We start from the raw sequence: 18,736 nt of genomic DNA on the forward strand, positions 1-18,736 counted from the left end.
ACCTGACCAGCGTGCTGAACGGATACCAGAGCGCATGAACGAGACAGCAGACATCATCGTCATCGGCGGCGGCATCGCGGGGATCAGCGCGGCGGCTCGATTGTCGGCGGACGCCCGCGTCATCATCCTAGAAATGGAAGACGCGCCAGGCCGTCACGCAACCGGCCGTTCGGCGGCGATCTTCGTGCGCAACTACGGCAACGCCACCTTGCGCGCGCTGAACGCCGCCTCCGACCCGGAACTCCAGAACCCCGGAGAGATCGCGGAGGAGACCATTCTCAGCCCGCGCGGCGAAATGATGATCGCCATCGAAGCCGAGCTCGACGCCTTCAACGCCTATCTCGACGGTTCCTCCGGCATGGAGCGGACCGATCCGGATGACGCAGTCGTCCGCTTCCCGCTCCTCAGGCGCGAACGGATCGCGGCCGCCGCCATCGAGCATGACGCGCAGGATATCGACGTCGATCGCCTGCTTCAGGGTTTTGCCCGTCTCACCCGCCATAACGGCGCAACCATCGTCACCGATGCCCCAGCCGAACGGCTGACCCGCGAGGGAAGTATCTGGCGGGTGGAAACGCCCAAGGGCGTGTTCGAGTCCCCCTTAGTGGTCAATGCCGCGGGCGCGTGGGCCGATGTCGTCGCCGAACGCACCGGGGTGAAGAAGATCGGGCTCGTTCCCATGCGCCGCTCCGCCACCATTCTGCCTGTTCCCGACGGGCTCGACGTACGGACCTGGCCTTTCGTCGTCAGCGCTTCTGAGACCTGGTACGCCAAGCCCGACGTGGGCAAGCTGATGGTCTCGCCCGCCGACGAGGACCCGACCGAACCGCACGATACCTGGCCGGACGACATGGTGCTGGCGGAAGAGCTCGACAGGTTCGAACAGGCCGTGACCATGCAGGTGACACGGGTGGAGCGGAGTTGGGCGGGCCTGCGCAGCTTCGTTTCTGATCGCATCCCCGTCGTCGGCTATGCGCCGGATGCGGACGGCTTCTTCTGGCTGGCCGGTCAAGGCGGCTACGGCGTCCAGACCTCGCCTGCCCTCTCGCGGCTTGCCGCCAATCTCTGCCTGAAACGGTCGCCCGCGCTGCCGAACGAAATCGTTGCCGCGCTCGATCCCGCGCGCTTTGCCTGACACCTGCCCTCAAGAACGACAGGACACATCATGAGCGATATCAAACGACTGAACCCCGAACCGCGCATGAGCCAGGCGGTTATCCACGGCGGGCTCGTCTGGCTTGCCGGTCAGGTCGGGGCTCCCGGCGAGAGCGTGACCGCCCAGACAGAGGCCGTCCTTGCGCGTATAGACGCGCTCCTGGCGGATGCGGGAACCAACAAGTCGCGCCTGCTGCAGACGACAATCTGGCTGTCCTCGGTGGATGATTTCGCCGAGATGAACGCGGTGTGGGACGCCTGGATCGATCCGGCCAATCCGCCCACGCGCGCCTGCGGCGGATCCAGGTTGGCGACGCCCGACTACAAGGTCGAGATCATCGTCGTCGCGGCACTTTGAGAACGGCCGTCAAAAACAGAAAACGATGCGGCGCCCTCGCACCGCATCGCCTGATCGAGGAATTCCGGTGAAGGAACCGACTTCCTACACCCGCTCCGGATAGGTGAGAGCAAGAGAGGCGATCGGCGGCGGAACCTGTCCCCCGTGATTGACCAGCCGGACGGTGTCGAGCGCAATCATCCGCTCTTCATCCGTCGGCACGACCAATGTCGTGACAAAAGCGCTCGCGGCACTGATATTTGGGTGGCCGTTGCGCACCATTTCGTTCAGCCGCTCATCGATCTTGACGCCGAGAACGCCGAGCCCGGCACACACGCGGGAGCGGATTTCGGTGCTGTTCTCTCCGCTACCGGCGGTGAAGACCAGCGCATCCAGCCCGTTCATCGCCGCCGCATGGGTGCCGATGGTCTTGCGGATGTGATAGACGAAGATATCGACGGCGAGCGCGCAGCGATCGTCACCGGCGCCGGCACGCTGCTCTACTTCCCGCATGTCGTTGCTGATGCCGGACACGCCGAGAAACCCGCTCTTTTCGTAACAAAGCCTCTCCACCTCTTCCAGAGACCTCCCCTGTTCCTTGACGAGATGGAAGATGATCGCCGGATCGAAATCGCCGGAACGCGTTCCCATCGGAACGCCGCAGAAGGTGACGAAGCCGATGCTGGTATCGACCGCCTCCCCACCCTTGACCGCATCGAGCGTCACCCCGTTGCCGAGGTGACAGCTGACCATGGCAAGGTCCTCCAGCGGCCTGTTCAGAACATCGGCCGCAACACGGCTGACATAGCGGCACGACGTGCCGTGGAACCCGTATTTGCGGATACCGTGCTTGGAATAGAGATCGTAGGGCAGCGCGTAGATATAGGCTTCGCGCGGCACGCTTTGATGAAACGCGGTGTCGAATACGGCCACGTTCGGAACTCCCGGAAACCGCCGCATGCATTCTTCGATGCCCGCGATGTTGCAGGGATTGTGAAGCGGCGCGAAACGCACGCAGGCGTAAAGCTGCTTCATGACGATCTCGTCGATGACCACGGAATCGACGAAGACGTCGCCGCCGTGAACGGCCCGGTGGCCGATGGCGGTGATCGCCTCTGCGCTCTCGATAACGGCAAGCTCCGAATTCATCAGGTTGTCGACCATGACGTCGAAGGCCACCTTCTGGCAAAGGATGAGACGCTCCTCCACGGCCTTCTTGTCACCGACCCGATACTCCGAATAGGAACCCTCCTCACCGATACGCGCGATCAGGCCCCTTGGCGACAACCTCGGTCAGGTCGGCATTGTAGAGCTGGTATTTCAGGCTCGAACTGCCGCAGTTGATGGTCAGGATCATAGTAATTTCTCTTTTCCAAGTGCGCGGCTGCGAACGCTTCCAGGTCCCTCGCGCCGTCCGTCACATGCGGGGAGGCCCCCGCTCTGGGCTCAGATCGGGATGGGCAGGAGAGCCCAGAACCCAACAGAGGTCAGGAAGTTGAAGACGAGTGTCATCGTCGCGATCGTGCAGGCCAGCGGGTCGATGTGCGTATCGCCGCGATCAAGGAAGATCCTGGCGTAGAACTCGCCGACGAAGGCGCAGATCAGGCCTGCGACGCCCGCCAGAACGACGCTGCCCGACGCCGCTCCGACGATTGCCGCCGGCAAGGCGATATGGTAGGTAACCGGCGTCAGAACGCCGACGGTGAGGAACAGCAGGCTCGCAGCCGTGATACCGAAGGCCAGCAGGGCTCCCGGCGTTCCGTAGGTCACACCGAGCCATCCGCCGAACAGGCCGACGCCGATGCCGATCAGAACGAGCTGACCGGGACCGCTTTGGAACGCCAGCCACTTGGTCGCGTCCGTGGGATAGAAGAACCGCTCACCTTCCGGCTTCTTGCCACAAAGACCGCAGGTCCCCCACGTGAAGCGAACGATGAAGGCGGAAATCACCACGCACATGCCGGGATAGTCCGTCCAGGCAAGACCCGGACCGAAATCGGGGACCATGCCGACGAGCCAGACGATCACATAACCGATAATGCCGAAAATACCGCCGACCAGCAGGACATCCGGGCTGTTGAGGACCATGCCCGCGATGACGATGTTTCGGCCGCTATCGAGTTTCTGTTTGGACGCCGCATAGGCCGCGGCGGCCACGCCGGAGGCGAAACCGCGCACATGCGGACCGAATACGCCGAAGAGGATTCCGAAAAAGTCTGTTGCCGCCGGCGCGACCGCAAGCTGGATGCCGACACCCAGCATCGTCAGAATGCCGACGAAAGCAAAGGCCGGTAGAGCCCCGATCGCCGCGCCGAATATGCCGCCGCCAAAGGCGACGAGTAGACCGATTACACTCATTGTACCCCCCGTGCAAAGCGATCGACACGGCATCTTTCGGTATGCTCAGCCGATGGTTTGGCCGTCGCGTTTTTGTTTCTGTCCGTCGCCATGTCGATTGCTCGGTTTTTCTCAGGCTTTCGCCCGTTTCTTCGAAGCCGCGCACAAACGCCTCCACTCCCGGCGATGATCATCTCCCAGGTTCAAATTCATGCGCCTCGCGATACGCGAATATCGAAAGAGCCCCCAGTATGGGTGCTTTGACCACTGAAATCGTAGGTCCGATTAATTTAGATGGTCAACGAGATGGAATTGTCCTGCGATGGTAATTTCTTGCAGATCGGAAGCGTCACGTTGGGAAGGAAGCGTTATTGAGCCGAAACGCGGACAAGAACCACTAAAAACAGCCTCGTAAGCTGCACGCGTTCAAGGGCTTACGCGTGGGCCTCGACGATGTCCGTTCCCGGGCTTGCGACACACGGTGCGCGCAAACGCCAACCGGCGGCCTGCCGGGAGGGCAATTTTTTACCCGTCACGACAAGAAATTACCTACAGGTGGTCAATTCTTGACTGCGACAGTTCTATACAGGCGAAGGTCAAAAAGTCAGAAATTCCGGGATTTATTGAACGCCATTTCGTCATAACAAATAATTACCCGCCATTGTCAATCCGCTCTCGTTGACCGTTTTGCTCCCCGAGGAATAGGTTTTTACAAAACGAGAGGAAGACTTGGCGTCTACTTATCATGCTCAGAAGCGCATCCCGCAAAATCCTCATGATCGTCGAAGATTTTTCCGAAGATTATGAAGTAATGGTATCATTCCAGGCACTCGGCATGGTCGGTTTTACGGTCGATGCGGTGTGTCCGGGACAGCGTACCGGCGACTTCATCAAGACAGCCATCCACAACTTCGAAGGCGATCAAACCTATACGGAAAAGCCCGGTCATCTGTTCCGGCTCAACGCAACTTTCGCGTTTATGGAAGCTGAACATTACGCGGGATTTTACCTGACAGGCGGACGCGCCTGCGAATACCTGCGCCTCGTTCCCGAAATTCTGACTTTCGTGCACAGCTTTATGACCGCTGATCGGCCGGTTGCCGCGATCTGCCATGCAGCGCAGATCCTCGCCGCAGCCGATGTGCTCAAGGGTCGCCGACTGACGGCCTACCCGGCCGTCGCTCCCGAGATCCGCGCCGTTGGCGGCGACTACGTCGCGATCGAACCGGAAGAAACGGACATCGACGGAAACCTCGTGACGTCTCCGGCGTGGCCCGGCCATCCGGGGCTGCTGCGTGCGTTTGCGCAACTCGTCGACCCGCAAATCCTGACCTGAAGAAACCGGCTCCGACGAGTCGAGAGGGTTCGCCGGATCATCACAGCCTGGAGAAGGCTATGATTGAGAAGGGCTTTACGAAACCAACGGATCGCATAATCCGGTTGCAGAACCAGATCCTGAATGCGCGCCCGTATGTGGAATTCAAACGGGCGGTCCTGGCAACCGAGGCCTACAAGGCCAGCGAGGGGCTTCCGGCGATCGTGCGGCGCGCCAAGGTGGCGGAGAAGATCTTCAACGAGCTGCCGGCCACGGTCCGCGACGACGAACTGATCGTCGGCGCCATCACCAAGAACCTGCGCTCGATCGAGATCTGCCCCGAATTCTCCTTCGACTGGGTCGAAAAAGAATTCGACACCATGGCGACCCGCATGGCCGACCCCTTCGAGATTCCGAAGGAAACGGCTGCGGAGCTGCATGAGGCCTTCAAGTACTGGCCCGGCAAGACGACCAGTGACCTGGCCGCCTCCTACATGTCGAAGAAGACCCACGACTGCATCAACGACGGCGTCTTCACCGTCGGCAGTTACTACTTCGGCAGAGTCGGTCACGTCTGCGTCGACTACGGCAAGATCCTGAAGATCGGCTTCCGCGGCATCATCGCTCGGGCTGTGAAGGAACTGGAACTTCTGGACCGAATGGATCCATCCTACATCAAGAAGCAACAGTTCTATAACGCGATCATCATCACCTACAACGCCGCGATCAACTTCGCCCATCGTTATGCCGACAAGGCCGAAGAACTGGCGCAGTCCTGCTCTTGCCCGATCCGCAAGCAAGAACTGCAGCAGATCACTCAGAACTGCCGCCGCGTGCCTGAGAATGGCGCCACGAACTTCTGGGAAGCCTGCCAGACGATGTGGTTCATCCAGTGCATGATGATGCAGATCGAGTCCAGCGGCCACTCCATCTCTCCGGGCCGTTCCGACCAGTACATGTGCCCGTATCTGGAAGCCGACAAATCCATCAACCGCGAATTCGTGCAGAAACTCGTCGACTGCATCTGGATCAAGCTGAACGACGTCAACAAGACCCGCGACGAAATCTCCGCGCAGGCGTTTGCCGGTTATGCGGTGTTCCAGAACCTGTGCGTGGGCGGTCAGACCGAAGACGGTTTGGACGCGACCAACTACGTTTCCTACATGTGCATGGAAACCGTTGCCCACGTTCAGCTCCCGGCCCCGTCCTTCTCGATCCGCGTCTGGCAGGATACGCCCGACGAGTTCCTGTATCGTGTGGCTGAAGTCGTACGCCTCGGCCTCGGCGTTCCCGCCATCTACAACGACGAAGTGATCATCCCGGCCTTGCAGAACCGTGGCGTTTCGCTGGCGGATGCCCGCGATTACGGCATCGTCGGCGGCGTGGAACCACAGGCGATCCACCGCACCGAAGGATGGCACGACGCCGCCTTCTTCAACGTGGCCAAGGTCCTCGAAATCACGCTGCACAGCGGCAAGGTCGGCGATCTTCAGCTCGGCCCCGTCACCAACTGCATGACGACCTGGAAGTCGCTCGACGATTTCTACGAAGCCTTCTCCACGCAGATGGCGTTCTTCGTCAAACACCTCGCGGAAGCCGACAACTGCGTCGACATCGCCCACGCCGAACGGGTTCCCCTGCCCTTCCAGTCGGCCATGGTCGATGACTGCCTGGGTCGCGGCATGTCCGTCCAGGAAGGCAACGCGATCTACAACTTCACCTGTCCGCAGGCCTTCGGCTATCGCAGACAGCGGCGACAGCTTCTACGCGATGAAGAAGTTCGTCTTCGACGAGAAGACGCTCTCCATGGCAGATCTGAAGGAAACCCTGGACGCCAACTTCGGCCTGGCCGAAGGCGCCAAGGCAGCGGCGACCGGCGCAAGCGAGCCGACCGAAGAGTAGGTCTACGCGGCCGTTCGCAAGGTGCTCGTCAACTCCTCCCACCGACATGTCGACCCTCAAAGACGAGGTCTATCGCACGTTGGCGGCAGGCAACGGCAGCGACAAGTACGAAGGCATCCGCCGGATGCTCGACAGCGCCCCCTGCTTCGGCAACGACATCGACGAAGGCGATCTCATCGCCCGCAAGTACGCTCAGATCTACTGCAAGGAAGTCGAGAAGTACAAGAACCCGCGCGGCGGCCAGTTCCAGGCCGGCATCTACCCGTTTTCGGCAAACGTGCTCTTCGGCAAGGATGTTGCGACTCTTCCCGACGGCCGTCCCACCAAGGCACCCTGGCCGACGGCGTGTCGCCCCAGGTGAAGGGACCGACCGCGGCCGCCAACTCCGTGGCCAAGCTCGACCACTTCATCGCCTCCAACGGAACGCTCTACAACCAGAAGTTCCTCCCCTCGGCTCTCGCCGGTGACAAGGGCCTACAGAACTTCGCGTCTCTGGTGCGCTCCGACTTCGATCACAAGGGCATGCACGTGCAGTTCAACGTGATCGACCGCGAAACCCTCCTCGCGGCCCAGAAGAACCCGGAAGCCTACAAGGACCTCGTGGTCCGTGTGGTGGGCTACTCAGCCCAGTTCGTCGTGCTCGCCAAGAAAGTGCAGGACGACATCATCAGCCGCACGGAACAGACGTTCTGAACTTTCCGAACAGACGGTGTGCGGGCCCCGCTCGCACACCCAGGCCGGGCGACAGCCCCGGCGGAGCCGATCCCACCGGGTCTATCCGCCCGGCCATTTCGACAAGATCCGCAAAGGACATGTAATCCAATGTCGCGTTATCAAAGCCTCCCCCCGGACCGAGATCGTCTTCGGACCCAGCTTGCTGGAACGGCTGTACGCCTATCGCGGACAGAAGGTCGGCATCGTCACCGACGCCTTCATGGCTAAATCCGGCGTACTCGATCGCGTGCAGAACTATCTCACCGATTGCGATGTCCTGGTGTTTGACGAAGCCATTCCCGAGCCGCCGGTCGACACGGTTTCCAAGATCGCACGCCTGCTCGCCGATTTCTGCCCCGATGCGGTCATCGCGCTGGGCGGCGGGTCCCCCATCGACTCCGCCAAGGCCATTCTCGCGATCGTCCGCGAGACGATGCCCGGCCGCCGCATCCCCTCCATCGCGATCCCGACCACCAGCGGAACCGGCTCCGAAGTAACCTCGTTCGCAGTCATCTCCGATCCCGCCAAGGGTCGCAAGTTCCCGTTAATCTCCGAAGACCTGGTGTCCGATGTTGCGCTGCTCGATCCCGAGTTCGTGCGCACCGCACCGCCGAAGGTCACCGCGGATACTGGCATGGGCGTCATCACCCACGTGGTTGAAGCCGTGGTCTCCACCGAAGCCTCGCACTTCACCGACGCCTTTGCCGAGAAGTCGCTGGCGCTCGCCTTCGAGAACCTGCCCAAGGCCTATGACGACGGCAACAACCTGGCCGCGCGCGACGCCATGCATCAGGCCTCCTGCCTGGCCGGGCTCGCTTTCAGCGCCGCCGGTCTCGGCGTCAATCACGTGCTGGCCCATGCGCTCGACGCCCGGCTCCATCTGGTGCACGGACGCATCAACGCGGTGCTCATGCCCTACGTCATCGACTGGAACGCGAAGATTCCCGAAGCGGCGGAAGGCTACGCCCGCATCGCCCAGCGCGTCGGCCTCGACACGCCGTCCACCCGCGCCGGCATCCGCGCCATCGAGGCCTTCAACACCCACTTTGCCATCCCATCGACCCTGCGTGGCCTTGGTGTCGATATGGAGGAATTCGGCCGCATCCGATCCGAGATAGTGGCGACCGCGCTGGCCGATGCCTGCACGGCCAGCAATCCCCGCAAACCGTCCCAGCCCGAGCTGGAGAGCCTGCTCACCCGCGTCGGCGGATAGGAACGCAAAGGGAAATAGCAGCAGAGTAAATAGCGCGAAGAGAAGACGGCAAAACATCAACATCTGAACATCGTGACCAAGGAGACAACGATGCAACAAGAAGCACTGGGAATGGTCGAGGCCAAAGGTCTTGTCGGCGCGATTGAAGCCGCCGACGCCATGGTCAAGTCGGCCAACGTGACGATGATCGGTTACGAGAAAATCGGTTCGGGCCTTATCACCGTGATGGTGCGTGGCAATGTCAGTGCGGTGAAAGCCGCCACCGATGCTGGAGCCGTGACAACCGAGAAGGTCGACTCCGTGGTTTCGGTCCATGTCATCTCGCGCCCGCACACGGAAGTCGAACGCATTCTTCCGCAGCCGGCTCCCGCCGCATAACCCCTGAACCAGACAAGGAGGATCGGTCATGAAAGACGATCTTGTCGACCAATTGATGGGGGAAGCGATCCGCAAGATGGGCGGCAGTGAAGATGCTCCGTCCGCGACCCCTGAAGCTGCCCCGGCAGCAACGTGTGCCAAATCTCCGGCCGCGTGCAATCTAACCGAGTTCATCGGCAGCGCCGTCGGCAACATAATCGGCATGGTCATCGCCAATGTCGACCCGCTGCTGCACGAGCAGATGAAGCTGGACAAGAAGTACCGCTCCATCGGCATCGTCGGTGCCCGCACCGGCACCGACCCGCACATCTTCGCGGTCGACGAAGCGGTCAAGGCCACGAACAGTACGGTCCTCGTGATCGAACTGCCCCGTGACATCGAAGGCGGTACCGGCCACGGTTCGCTGATCATCTTCGGCGCCGCGGACATCTCCGACGCCCGTAGTGCGGTGAAAGTGATGCTCGGCGAACTCGACCGCACCTTCGGTGATGTCTACGGCAACCAGGCCGATCACCTCGAGTTCCAGTACACCGCCCGTGCGAGCTACGCGCTCAACAAGGCGTTCGAAGCTCCGATCGGCCAGGCCTTCGGCATCACCGTGGGCGCCCCTGCGGGCATCGGCGTCATGCTTGCCGATACCGCGGCCAAGGCGGCCACGATCGAGGCGGTTGGATACAGCTCTCCCGGCAATGGCGGCACGAGTTTCTCCAACGAGGTGATCTTCACGTTCTCCGGCGATTCCGGTGCCGTGCCTCAGGCGATCCATGCCGCGCGCGATGTCGGCAAGCAATTGCTGGGCTCGATGGGCGAACCGCCGGTCTCGACGACCACGCCGTACATATGACCCGCAGAGAAGCAGGACAGTCATGACTGAGAAAAGCCTGGGACTGATCGAAACCATCGGCCTGACCGCGGCCGTCGAAGCCGCCGATGCGACTGTCAAGTCGGCCAATGTCCAGCTGGTGGGTTACGAGCTGGCCAGGGGCGACGGCATGACGGTCGTCAAGCTTCTCGGAGAAGTCAGCGCCATCAAGGCTGCGGTCTCTGCGGGGGCCGCCGCCGCAAGCCGGGTGAACCGTGTTGTCTCCACGCAGGTAATCGCACGGCCGGCCCGGGATGTCTCACGCCTCGTGAACAGCCCGGAGACCGTGGGCGTCGCCACTCAGCCCCGCTCGGCCGAAACGCCAACCCCGGAAAGCCTGCCACTCCCAAGGCGCAGGCCGAACCGAAGGTCGAAAAACTCGCCGCCCCCGAGCCGGAAGCAAAGCCAGAACCAAAGTTTGAGCCGAAGGCGGAGAAACCGGCGGAAAAACCAGCACCTGCGAAACCGGAGACTGCACCACCTCAAGCGAAGACGGAAGAAAGCGCGACTGCGCCCAAACCGGCAGCTTCCAAGCCGGCGGAAACGGCGGTTTCGAAAGAAACCACGCTGCCCCCGGAAAAGCCGCAGGACAAACCCAAGGCGGACCTGCCCGCGACGACGCCTGCAAAGGCGGAGCCGAAGACCCCGGATCCGGTAAAGCCCGAGCCCGCAAAGCTCCAGCCTCCGAAGACGGAAACGGCGAAACCTGAAACGGCGTAGCAAAAGCCCGCTCCGGCACCCGATGCCTCCCCGGCAAAGGATGCGGACAAGGCAAAGGAGCCGACCGGGGACAAGACGTCGGCTGACAAGTCGACGGGCGGTGAACCGTCGAAACCCGATCCGGACACGCCCAGGCCGGGTAATCACAACCGTCGCCGTCCCGGTTTGACGAAGAAGAAATAGACGACCTAGCGCCGTCCGAGACAGCCCCGATCACCGGGACTGTAAATCAGAAATATCCGGGTCTGACCGACATGCTCGGTCAGGCCAATGGCCCCGGCTGCGCCGGAGCGGATGCCAGCAGAAGTGGAATAGGACCGGCTCATGTAGCCCGTAGAAACAATAGACCGGATCGTTGCTGAGATCCTCGCCTCAGGACAGGCGGCGGCAAACGAGGTGGCCAACAAGACGCCCGGTAAAGCGGAGGCGACCTGTGGGGACAAGGATCCCGCATTCGTCCCCATCGGCATTTCCAACCGCCATATCCATCTATCGCGCTGCGACATGGACGCTCTCTTCGGCCCCGGTGCATCGCTAACGCGCAAGAAGGCGATGAAGCAGCCCGGTCAATATGCGGCGGAGGAAACCGTCGTCCTGCGCGACCCCAAGGGTGAACTCAAGAAGGTCCAGGTTCTCAGTCCCTTGCGCAAGGAAACCCAGATCGAGATTTCCAAAGCCGACGGCTTCGTGCTGGGCATCTGCCCGCCGCTGCGCCTGTCGGGCCATCTAGAAGGATCTCCGGGGCTGGGCGTCATCGGTCCGCACGGAACCCCATGCACAAGAATTACGGCGTCATCGTCACCATGCGCCACATCCACATGCTGCCGGAGATCGCGGCGAAGCTCGGCATCGCCAACGGCGACGAAGTCGAGGTGGAAGTGTCCGGAGAACGCGGCGGCGTCACGCATGCCGTGGCTGTCCGGGCGGCGGAAAACTCCGCCCTGGAAATGCATATCGATATCAATGCATATCGATATCGAAGAGGCCAACGCGTTCGGCCTGAAGAACGACGATCTCGTGCGGATCGGGAAGGTGTAAGTGTCGGCGCTGCCGAACGGGTGAAACCATGACCACGGACAAGGTACTGCAGGATTTCGCTGGGCTCGTTCAGTGCCGCTCGGTTCTGCCGCGCGAAGACTGGGCGCCGGGGCAGCTCAAGGTCGGAGTCGACCTGGGCACCGCCAACCTCGTCCTTGCCGTGCTCGATGCGGAAGATCGTCCGGTAGCAGGCATCACGCACCGTTCCTCCGTCGTGCGCGACGGTATCGTGGTTGACTACATCGGCGCGGTGAAAGCGGTCCGTGCCATGAAGGCGGATCTAGAGCAGCGCCTCGGCCTCAAGCTCGAGCGCGCTGCTGCCGCCATTCCTCCGGGCATCCACTCCGGCAGCACAAAGGCCATCGGCAACGTGGTGGAGGCCGCCGATTTCGAGCTGGCCGAAATCGTCGACGAGCCCACCGCCGCTGCCCGCTTCCTCGGCATCACCGACGGTGCCGTCGTCGATGTCGGCGACGGCACGACCGGCATTTCGGTCCTGAAGAAAGGCGAGGTGCTGGCCTCCTTCGATGAGGCCACCGGCGGCACGCACATGACGCTGGTCCTGGCAGGCGCGCGCCGCATTTCCTTTGCCGATGCCGAGGCCGAAAAGCCGACCCCGCCACGAGCGCGACGTCTTCACCGTCGTGCGTCCCGTGGTCGAAAAGATGGCCAGCATCGTGATCCGTTTCCTCGAAGACTACAGCGATGTCGACGTCATCTACGTGATCGGCGGCACCTGCACCTTCGCCGAGTTCGAGAAGGTCTTCTCCAAACAGATCGGCCGCACCGTCGTCAAGCCGGCGGAACCGCTGCTGGTCACGCCGCTCGGCATCGCCATGTATCCGCAAACCGGGGGAGCGGCATGATGGATCTCTCCCGCCTCGACACCCTCCTGAACCGGGTCCTGCTCGACCTTCTGTCGGATCGCATCGTCGCCGCCCTAAAGGCGCGCGCCCGCTCCGCACTGGTCCTGTTCTCGGGAACCGATCTCGGGTTGGAGGCTGCCGTTTGCGCCCTCAACACCCTTTCGCAGGCCGGTTGGCAGTTCGAGATACGCCGCACCAACGACGCGCGCAGCCCGATCACACCGGACAGGCTCGCAGCCCTGGGCGGAAGCTCCCTCGCCTCCGCGCTCTACGAGCCCGGCGATCGGCCGGAGAAGATCGACACGGTTCTCGCCCGTCACGGCCTCGTTCTCATCCCCACACTGAGCATCGCCCTTGCCGCGCACACCGCGCTGGGGCTGGCCGATGACGAAGTGGCCCGGCTTATCTGCGGCGCCATCGAGCGCGGCGGACGGGTGATTGCGGTCCGCGACGGATGCTGCCCGGCCACCCGCTATCGTCACGCCCGCGGCCTGACCGCGAATGCCCCCTACCGCGCCATGATGGTCGGACACCTGGAAAAGCTTGAAAGCTACGGCGTCGAACTCTCCTGAGCCTCGAAGCTGGATGCGGCCGTAACCGGCGCAGCCAAGCCGAAGCCCGCCGACACACCGGCGCAAACATCGATTTCTCACTCCTCCGCCTCCTTCCACGCGCCCGGTGCGACTGCACACGCCACACGCGTTCTCGGCTGGAGCGAGGTCAAGGCCGTGACCGGGCCGGAACTGAGGCTCGGCCGCAACGTGTTGGTCACGCCGCTGGCCGCCGAGGAACTCAAGGCCCGGCAGATCCGGCTCGTCAGGGAATAAGGAGAAGGACAATGCATCTCGGACGTATGATCGGAACGGTCGTCTCCACCAGCAAAGACACTTCCCTGTGCGGCTCCAAGCTGCTGATCGTCGCCAGACTGACCGAGCACCTTGAGCCGATCGGCTACACCGAAATCGCCACCGACACGGTCGGCGCGGGCTACGGCGAAACCGTCATCGTGACAAGCGGCAGTGCCGCGCGTCAGGCGGGAACCCTCGAACACTCCGTCACCGATGCCTCGATCGTCGGCATCGTGAACACGGTCGAGACGCATTGAGGTGACGGTGATGAGTGCAAGAACCGGTGAAGCGCTGATCGAACGGTTGCTGCGGTCAGGTCGCCCCGCCCCTGTGGACGGGCCGCTGACATTGACCACCGCGCAAGGCCTTACCGCCTACGCCGAAGCCAAGGCCCGCGAGATGGGTATCCCCGTCGTGGTCTCGGTGGCCAACGCGGAAGGTCGACAGATCCTCTTTCACCGGATGGAAGGCAAGTTTGCCCACCAGTGCGGAGATTGCCACAGATAAGGCGTGGACCGCCGCCGCCTTCCGTATGTCCACCCACGAACTCGGCCAGCTCGCACAGCCTGGCCAGATGCTTTTCGGCGTCGAGTCGACCCACGGCGGACGGGTCGTTCTCTTTGCCGGAGGTTTGCCTTGTTGGCGCGACGGGACGGTGATCGGCGCCATCGGCGGAACGGCAGACGAAGACGCTGTCATCGCCCGTACCGCCTTGAATGATTTTTCGAACACGCAGGGGCAGGGCCCCGCCAAAGGAGTGGAAAAATGAACGACCAAGAGATCAGCGACGCCGTGACCCAGGTCCTCGGCAGCTACGGTGAGGCCTCCGCGGCCGCACCGACAGCGCGACAGCCGACCTCGTGGCGAGCATCCTCGCCGACACGGGCTCCAAGCCCGCAAAGGAAAACGGTTCGGAATTCGTGCCCGGCTCCAAGCACTGCTGCTGGCAGCGTGCGACGCCGGAAACCGACCCGGTCGATTCTCTGGTCAACGAAGCGTTGGCGGGGGCGCCCTTGGCGACAAGTCCTGTGCAGGCAAGGCGGCAGCTGCGCGCACAAGGCGACCTCCGGCGCACTCGATGTCAGCGACGAGGAAGCCACCACCGTCGGCGACGGCGTCTTCGCCACGATGGACGAAGCGATTGCGGCAGCCGAACAAGCCCAGCGCCAGTACCTCTTCTGCACCATGGCGGCGCGCAAGCTCTTCACCGACGGTATCCGCGAGATCTTCGCAGATCCCGCCATGGCCGAACGCATCTCCCGCCAGACGGTCGAACAGACCGGCATGGGCAACGTGGAACACAAGATCATCAAGAACCGGCTCGCGGCGGAAAAGTCGCCCGGCATCGAGGATCTGACCACCGACGCCCTGAGCGGTGACGGCGGCCTGACGCTGGTCGAATATTCGCCCTTCGGCGTCATCGGCGCGATCACGCCGACCACCAACCCGATGGAAACGATCATCTGCAATTCCATCGGCATGTTGGCGGCCGGCAACGCGGCGGTCTTCAGCCCGCATCCGCGCGCAACGCAGGTCTCGCTCCTCGCCGTCAAGCTCATCAACCGCAAGCTCGCAGTACTCGGTGCGCCCGCCAATCTGGTGGTGACGGTCCAGAAGCCTTCCATCGAGAACACCAACGCGATGATGGCGTATCCGAAGGTGCGCATGCTGGTCGCCACCGGCGGCCCCGGCATCGTCAAAACGGTGATGTCGACCGGCAAGAAGGCCATCGGCGCAGGTGCCGGCAACCCGCCGGTCGTCGTCAACGAGACCGCAGATATCGAGAAGGCCGCACAGGACATCATCAACGACTGCGCCTTCGACAACAACCTGCCCTGCATCAGCGAAAAGGAAGTGATCGCGGTCAACCAGATCGCCGACTTCCTCATCACCTGCATGCAGAAATGCGGTGGTTAGCTGGTCACCGACCAGGCCGTCATCGACAAGCTGCAGGCGCCGCTCATCAACGACAAGGGCGGACCGCAGACCTCGTGCGTCGGCAAGAGCGCCGTCTACCTGCTCGACAAGGTCGGCATCAAGGTCGGCAACGACATCAAGGTCATCCTGGTCGAGGCGGACAAGAGCCACCCCTTCGTTCAGGTCGGGCTGATGATGCCGATCCTGCCGGTGGTGCGCGCGCCCAGAGTCGATGACGCCATCGACATGGCGGTGGAGCTGGAACACAGCAATCGCCACACAGCGATGATGCACTCCACCAACGTGCGCAAGCTGACCAAGATGGCGAAGCTCATCCAAACCACGATTTTCGTCAAGAACGGCCCCTCCTACGCCGGTATCGGCGTCGGCGGCGAGGGCCACACGACCTTCACCATCGCAGGACCGACCGGCGAAGGCCTGACCTCCGCGCGCTCGTTTGCCCGCAACAGGAAGAAGAGAAGAGGTCAGGGGAGCCGACAAACCATGATGAACATTCGCATCATCAACGCACCCCACCGGAAAGTACTCCAGATACTGCAGCGGCGCTGCCGCCGCACGGACGCGCCTACGTTCAAGACAACTCGATCGGCGCGGTGGGGCTGGTGCAGTCGAACATCACCGACCTCTTCTACTTCTCCGATATCGCGATGAAAGCGGCCGACGTCTTCACCGTGGAGATTTACGGAACCTGCCCGCAACACGTCACGTCGCTTGCGGTCCTAGGAGAGATTTCGGCTGTGAAAACGGCGATGGAAACCATCGAAGCGCGGCAATCTCCCTTCTGAAACAAACCGCCCGGCGGAAAGAACAAGGTGATAGGTCATGGACGGCATCGACTATGAAATGGAGGGCACTATCTTCGACATACAGCGCTACTCGATCCACGACGGCCCCGGAGTGCGCACCATCGTCTTCCTGAAGGGTTGTCCGTTGCGCTGCCGCTGGTGCTCCAATCCGGAATCCCAGAACCCGGAGCCGGAACTTTTCTATCGTGCCTCAAGCTGCATTCACTGCGATCAGTGCGTGCCGGGGTCTGCCCGACCGATGCCCTGACCGTCACCGGCAAGAAGATGACCGTCCAGCAGGTCATGCTGGAGTTGCGCAAGGACGCGACCCAGTATCGCCGTTCGGGCGGTGGCGTCACGCTTTCGGGCGGCGAGCCGCTCTTCCAGCATGACTTTGCCCGCGAGTTGCTCAAGGCCTGCCACGAGCAGGGCTGGAACACCGCGATGGAGATCACCGGCTACTCGACGCGCGACATCGTGCGCGATGTCATGCCCCACGCCGATCATGCTCTAATCGATCTGAAAGTGATCGACCCGCAGGTGCATCAGGCGAATATCAGCGCCGACAACCGCATCATCCTGGAGAACGCACTCTGCATCGCCTCGCTGACCCACACGGTCGTGCGCGTTCCGGTCGTTCCGGGCGTCAACGACAGCAAGGAAGCGATCTCGGCGATCGGACGTTTCGCCAAGCTGATGCCAGGCGTGGATACGATGCATCTGCTGCCCTACCACACGTACGGTGAGAACAAATACGCATTTCTTGGCCACCCCTATCCCATGGGGGACATCCGCAACATGAAGCCCGAAGAGGCAGAGCCATTGGTTCACGTGATCGAGGATCTCGGGCTCAAGTGCCACGTCGGCGGATAACAGCGGAAAGTCGGGAGACAGACTGATGATGTCGACTTATACGAGCTCGGAATCGGTAACGGAGGGGCATCCGGACAAGTTATGCGATCAGATCTCCGATGCGGTTCTGGATGCGTATCTGACCCAGGATCCGGCATCCCGGGTGGCGGTCGAGGTCTTGGCTTCCGGCAACAGCCTACACATTGCGGGCGAGGTTACCTCCTCAGCCAAGGTTGATGTCGTGGCGTTCGCCCGCAAGGTGATGCGCCTCATCGGGTATACCGAGCCCGCTCTCGGCTTCGATGCGGATAGCTGCTTTGTTCTCACGGATCTGCACGAACGATCCCCCGACATCGCGCAGGGCGCCACGCACGAGCATGATCTCGGCGCCGGTGAGCAGGGGATCTTCTACGGCTATGCCTGCGACGAGACTCCAACCTTGATGCCTGCGGCCATCCACTATGCGCATCGGCTGACGGAAAAGCTTAGCCAGGTCCGCAAGTCCGGCGTTCTGGGCTGGCTGAAGCCCGACGGCAAGGCGCAGGTGACTTTCCGAAACGACGCTCACGGACGCCCCCAAGGAGTTGACCAACCTCATCCTGTCCGCTCAGCACGCGGCTGATATCAGCCGGGAGGACATGCTGCGCGGCCTGATCGAAGAGGTCATAGCCCCCGTGATGGGACCCTGGCTGAAACGGGAGACGCGCGTTCTCATCAATCCGACTGGCCGTTTCGTGCACGGCGGACCGGCGGCGGATACGGGGCTGACGGGGCGCAAGCTCATGGTCGATACCTATGGCGGTATCGGTAGGCACGGCAGCGGCGCATTTTCAGGCAAGGACGCGACCAAGATCGATCGCACGGAAGCCTATATGGCACGCCTCATCGCCAAGACGGTAGTTGCCTCGGGCCTTTCATCGCATTGCGAAATCTCACTGACATTTGCGATAGGTCAGAGTGATCCGGAGATGGTTGGAGTAAGGATCGATGATGAGTGTCAAGTTGATCCGGAGGGTCTGGTACGCGCGATCCGCTCCACGTTCCCACTTTCGGTGTCAGGGATGATTGAAACACTCCGGCTGCGGCGGTCGATCTTTGAAAATACTGCCACTTACGGACATTTTGGCAGGGAAAAAAGGGGTTCTTGTGGGAGCGGGCGGATCGGACGGACGCCCTCATTAAGGCTTACCATTGAAATCGGACTTTCTCGAAAGAACGAACAGGGACGAGCTGCCCACCTCGCAACCACGCCTCGACAATAGCGGCGCGATGGCTGCGGGACGGGAGCGCTTGGCCGACCTGACCAGCGTCGACATGCTGCTAAAGGTGCAGGATAACTTCAGCGCCGCAGTCGGCGTCGCCGCGCGGATCGACGCAGCCGCCTGCCGCCGCTTTTACGCCGCAGACGCGGCCTTGCGGCCAAAGCCTCACCGATCCTCCTGCCCGTCCCCGACCAGCATCCGCTCCACATAGCGG

General features: G+C 62.2%; 24 protein-coding genes and 2 pseudogenes. 23 read left to right on the plus strand and 3 right to left on the minus strand.

From position 1 onward, the window contains the following. Positions 1-34 precede the first annotated feature (34 nt). Positions 35-1,135 carry an FAD-dependent oxidoreductase gene (locus tag QNJ43_RS19890; RefSeq protein ID WP_300472324.1) on the plus strand — a complete coding sequence of 367 codons (1,101 nt, stop codon included), beginning with the start codon at positions 35-37 and terminating at the stop codon, positions 1,133-1,135. Between the two features lie 30 nt (positions 1,136-1,165). Further along, entirely contained in the window at positions 1,166-1,513 is a 348-nt protein-coding gene (locus QNJ43_RS19895) for a RidA family protein (RefSeq protein ID WP_300472327.1), read from the plus strand. A gap of 84 nt (positions 1,514-1,597) precedes the next feature. Here the strand turns inward: QNJ43_RS19895 and QNJ43_RS19900 are convergent, their stop codons facing one another. Beyond that, positions 1,598-2,779: an acetate kinase gene (locus QNJ43_RS19900; protein ID WP_300472329.1), complete on the minus strand. Its 1,182-nt coding sequence runs from the start codon at positions 2,777-2,779 to the stop codon at positions 1,598-1,600. A gap of 159 nt (positions 2,780-2,938) precedes the next feature. Continuing rightward, the gene (locus QNJ43_RS19905; RefSeq protein WP_300472331.1) at positions 2,939-3,850 is read right to left on the minus strand and encodes a permease; all 912 of its coding nucleotides are present in this window, start codon (positions 3,848-3,850) and stop codon (positions 2,939-2,941) included. 724 nt (positions 3,851-4,574) lie between these two features. Between QNJ43_RS19905 and QNJ43_RS19910 the strand changes: the two genes are divergently transcribed. The 9 genes and pseudogenes from QNJ43_RS19910 to QNJ43_RS19950 all read left to right on the plus strand — a co-directional run. Beyond that, complete coding sequence (locus QNJ43_RS19910) at positions 4,575-5,165, plus strand: DJ-1/PfpI family protein (RefSeq protein WP_300472334.1); 591 nt, start codon at positions 4,575-4,577, stop codon at positions 5,163-5,165. A 59-nt stretch (positions 5,166-5,224) separates the two neighbouring features. Next, a pseudogene (locus QNJ43_RS19915) lies at positions 5,225-6,814 on the plus strand (pyruvate formate lyase family protein); the annotation flags it as partial. Between the two features lie 100 nt (positions 6,815-6,914). Beyond that, entirely contained in the window at positions 6,915-7,046 is a 132-nt protein-coding gene (locus tag QNJ43_RS19920; RefSeq protein ID WP_300472336.1) for a hypothetical protein, read from the plus strand. A gap of 124 nt (positions 7,047-7,170) precedes the next feature. Beyond that, positions 7,171-7,407, plus strand: a complete 237-nt coding sequence (locus QNJ43_RS19925) for a pyruvate formate lyase family protein (RefSeq protein ID WP_300472381.1) — start codon at positions 7,171-7,173, stop codon at positions 7,405-7,407. A 26-nt stretch (positions 7,408-7,433) separates the two neighbouring features. Then, complete coding sequence (locus QNJ43_RS19930; RefSeq protein WP_300472384.1) at positions 7,434-7,739, plus strand: glycine radical domain-containing protein; 306 nt, start codon at positions 7,434-7,436, stop codon at positions 7,737-7,739. A 163-nt stretch (positions 7,740-7,902) separates the two neighbouring features. Beyond that, positions 7,903-8,973 carry a 1-propanol dehydrogenase PduQ gene (locus tag QNJ43_RS19935; RefSeq protein WP_300472387.1) on the plus strand — a complete coding sequence of 357 codons (1,071 nt, stop codon included), beginning with the start codon at positions 7,903-7,905 and terminating at the stop codon, positions 8,971-8,973. 90 nt (positions 8,974-9,063) lie between these two features. After that, positions 9,064-9,351, plus strand: coding sequence for a BMC domain-containing protein (locus QNJ43_RS19940; protein ID WP_300472390.1), 288 nt, complete (start codon positions 9,064-9,066; stop codon positions 9,349-9,351). A gap of 28 nt (positions 9,352-9,379) precedes the next feature. After that, positions 9,380-10,195: a propanediol utilization microcompartment protein PduB gene (gene pduB / locus QNJ43_RS19945; RefSeq protein WP_300472339.1), complete on the plus strand. Its 816-nt coding sequence runs from the start codon at positions 9,380-9,382 to the stop codon at positions 10,193-10,195. Positions 10,196-10,217: 22 nt separating this feature from the next. After that, positions 10,218-10,484: pseudogene (locus QNJ43_RS19950) on the plus strand (BMC domain-containing protein); the annotation flags it as partial. Positions 10,485-10,695: 211 nt separating this feature from the next. Here the strand turns inward: QNJ43_RS19950 and QNJ43_RS19955 are convergent. After that, positions 10,696-11,022: a hypothetical protein gene (locus QNJ43_RS19955; protein ID WP_300472398.1), complete on the minus strand. Its 327-nt coding sequence runs from the start codon at positions 11,020-11,022 to the stop codon at positions 10,696-10,698. A gap of 307 nt (positions 11,023-11,329) precedes the next feature. Between QNJ43_RS19955 and QNJ43_RS19960 the strand changes: the two genes are divergently transcribed. From QNJ43_RS19960 to QNJ43_RS20015, 12 genes are all read left to right on the plus strand, one after another. Then, positions 11,330-11,971 carry a PduL/EutD family phosphate acyltransferase gene (locus QNJ43_RS19960; protein WP_300472342.1) on the plus strand — a complete coding sequence of 214 codons (642 nt, stop codon included), beginning with the start codon at positions 11,330-11,332 and terminating at the stop codon, positions 11,969-11,971. A gap of 28 nt (positions 11,972-11,999) precedes the next feature. After that, entirely contained in the window at positions 12,000-13,409 is a 1,410-nt protein-coding gene (gene eutJ / locus QNJ43_RS19965) for an ethanolamine utilization protein EutJ (RefSeq protein WP_300472344.1), read from the plus strand. 266 nt (positions 13,410-13,675) lie between these two features. After that, the gene (locus tag QNJ43_RS19970) at positions 13,676-13,942 is read left to right on the plus strand and encodes a EutN/CcmL family microcompartment protein (protein ID WP_300472347.1); all 267 of its coding nucleotides are present in this window, start codon (positions 13,676-13,678) and stop codon (positions 13,940-13,942) included. A 10-nt stretch (positions 13,943-13,952) separates the two neighbouring features. Next, positions 13,953-14,192, plus strand: coding sequence for a heme-binding protein (locus QNJ43_RS19975; RefSeq protein ID WP_300472349.1), 240 nt, complete (start codon positions 13,953-13,955; stop codon positions 14,190-14,192). Then, a complete protein-coding gene (locus tag QNJ43_RS19980; RefSeq protein ID WP_300472351.1) occupies positions 14,161-14,454 on the plus strand; it encodes a heme-binding protein in 294 nt (97 codons plus the stop codon). The genes QNJ43_RS19975 and QNJ43_RS19980 overlap by 32 nt, the downstream gene beginning before the upstream one ends. Next, positions 14,451-15,602 carry an aldehyde dehydrogenase gene (locus QNJ43_RS19985; protein WP_300472353.1) on the plus strand — a complete coding sequence of 384 codons (1,152 nt, stop codon included), beginning with the start codon at positions 14,451-14,453 and terminating at the stop codon, positions 15,600-15,602. Before QNJ43_RS19980 ends, QNJ43_RS19985 begins: the two co-directional genes overlap by 4 nt. A gap of 192 nt (positions 15,603-15,794) precedes the next feature. Further along, positions 15,795-16,274 carry a hypothetical protein gene (locus tag QNJ43_RS19990; protein WP_300472355.1) on the plus strand — a complete coding sequence of 160 codons (480 nt, stop codon included), beginning with the start codon at positions 15,795-15,797 and terminating at the stop codon, positions 16,272-16,274. Further along, positions 16,226-16,408, plus strand: coding sequence for a BMC domain-containing protein (locus QNJ43_RS19995; RefSeq protein WP_300472358.1), 183 nt, complete (start codon positions 16,226-16,228; stop codon positions 16,406-16,408). The genes QNJ43_RS19990 and QNJ43_RS19995 overlap by 49 nt, the downstream gene beginning before the upstream one ends. A 37-nt stretch (positions 16,409-16,445) precedes the next feature. After that, complete coding sequence (locus QNJ43_RS20000) at positions 16,446-16,676, plus strand: 4Fe-4S cluster-binding domain-containing protein (protein ID WP_300472361.1); 231 nt, start codon at positions 16,446-16,448, stop codon at positions 16,674-16,676. Continuing rightward, positions 16,643-17,281 (plus strand): glycyl-radical enzyme activating protein, encoded by a 639-nt coding sequence (locus QNJ43_RS20005; protein ID WP_300472362.1) that lies wholly within the window; start codon positions 16,643-16,645, stop codon positions 17,279-17,281. Before QNJ43_RS20000 ends, QNJ43_RS20005 begins: the two co-directional genes overlap by 34 nt. A gap of 25 nt (positions 17,282-17,306) precedes the next feature. Continuing rightward, positions 17,307-17,882: an S-adenosylmethionine synthetase N-terminal domain-containing protein gene (locus QNJ43_RS20010; RefSeq protein ID WP_300472363.1), complete on the plus strand. Its 576-nt coding sequence runs from the start codon at positions 17,307-17,309 to the stop codon at positions 17,880-17,882. Beyond that, on the plus strand, positions 17,845-18,522 hold the full coding sequence (locus QNJ43_RS20015) for a methionine adenosyltransferase domain-containing protein (RefSeq protein WP_300472365.1): 678 nt from the start codon (positions 17,845-17,847) through the stop codon (positions 18,520-18,522). Before QNJ43_RS20010 ends, QNJ43_RS20015 begins: the two co-directional genes overlap by 38 nt. Positions 18,523-18,736: the final 214 nt, after the last annotated feature.

Source organism: Breoghania sp. (genome assembly GCF_030066895.1).
Lineage (GTDB): Bacteria > Pseudomonadota > Alphaproteobacteria > Rhizobiales > Stappiaceae > Breoghania.

Coding starts and splice junctions, on each gene's coding strand:
- QNJ43_RS19890 (WP_300472324.1), top strand. CDS start 35: ATGAACGAGACAGCAGACATCATCGTCATCGGCGGCGGCATCGCGGGG.
- QNJ43_RS19895 (WP_300472327.1), top strand. CDS start 1,166: ATGAGCGATATCAAACGACTGAACCCCGAACCGCGCATGAGCCAGGCG.
- QNJ43_RS19905 (WP_300472331.1), bottom strand. CDS start 3,850: ATGAGTGTAATCGGTCTACTCGTCGCCTTTGGCGGCGGCATATTCGGC.
- QNJ43_RS19910 (WP_300472334.1), top strand. CDS start 4,575: ATGCTCAGAAGCGCATCCCGCAAAATCCTCATGATCGTCGAAGATTTT.
- QNJ43_RS19920 (WP_300472336.1), top strand. CDS start 6,915: ATGAAGAAGTTCGTCTTCGACGAGAAGACGCTCTCCATGGCAGATCTG.
- QNJ43_RS19925 (WP_300472381.1), top strand. CDS start 7,171: ATGCTCGACAGCGCCCCCTGCTTCGGCAACGACATCGACGAAGGCGAT.
- QNJ43_RS19940 (WP_300472390.1), top strand. CDS start 9,064: ATGCAACAAGAAGCACTGGGAATGGTCGAGGCCAAAGGTCTTGTCGGC.
- pduB (WP_300472339.1), top strand. CDS start 9,380: ATGAAAGACGATCTTGTCGACCAATTGATGGGGGAAGCGATCCGCAAG.
- eutJ (WP_300472344.1), top strand. CDS start 12,000: ATGACCACGGACAAGGTACTGCAGGATTTCGCTGGGCTCGTTCAGTGC.
- QNJ43_RS19970 (WP_300472347.1), top strand. CDS start 13,676: ATGCATCTCGGACGTATGATCGGAACGGTCGTCTCCACCAGCAAAGAC.
- QNJ43_RS19975 (WP_300472349.1), top strand. CDS start 13,953: ATGAGTGCAAGAACCGGTGAAGCGCTGATCGAACGGTTGCTGCGGTCA.
- QNJ43_RS19985 (WP_300472353.1), top strand. CDS start 14,451: ATGAACGACCAAGAGATCAGCGACGCCGTGACCCAGGTCCTCGGCAGC.
- QNJ43_RS19990 (WP_300472355.1), top strand. CDS start 15,795: ATGATGCCGATCCTGCCGGTGGTGCGCGCGCCCAGAGTCGATGACGCC.
- QNJ43_RS20000 (WP_300472361.1), top strand. CDS start 16,446: ATGGACGGCATCGACTATGAAATGGAGGGCACTATCTTCGACATACAG.
- QNJ43_RS20010 (WP_300472363.1), top strand. CDS start 17,307: ATGATGTCGACTTATACGAGCTCGGAATCGGTAACGGAGGGGCATCCG.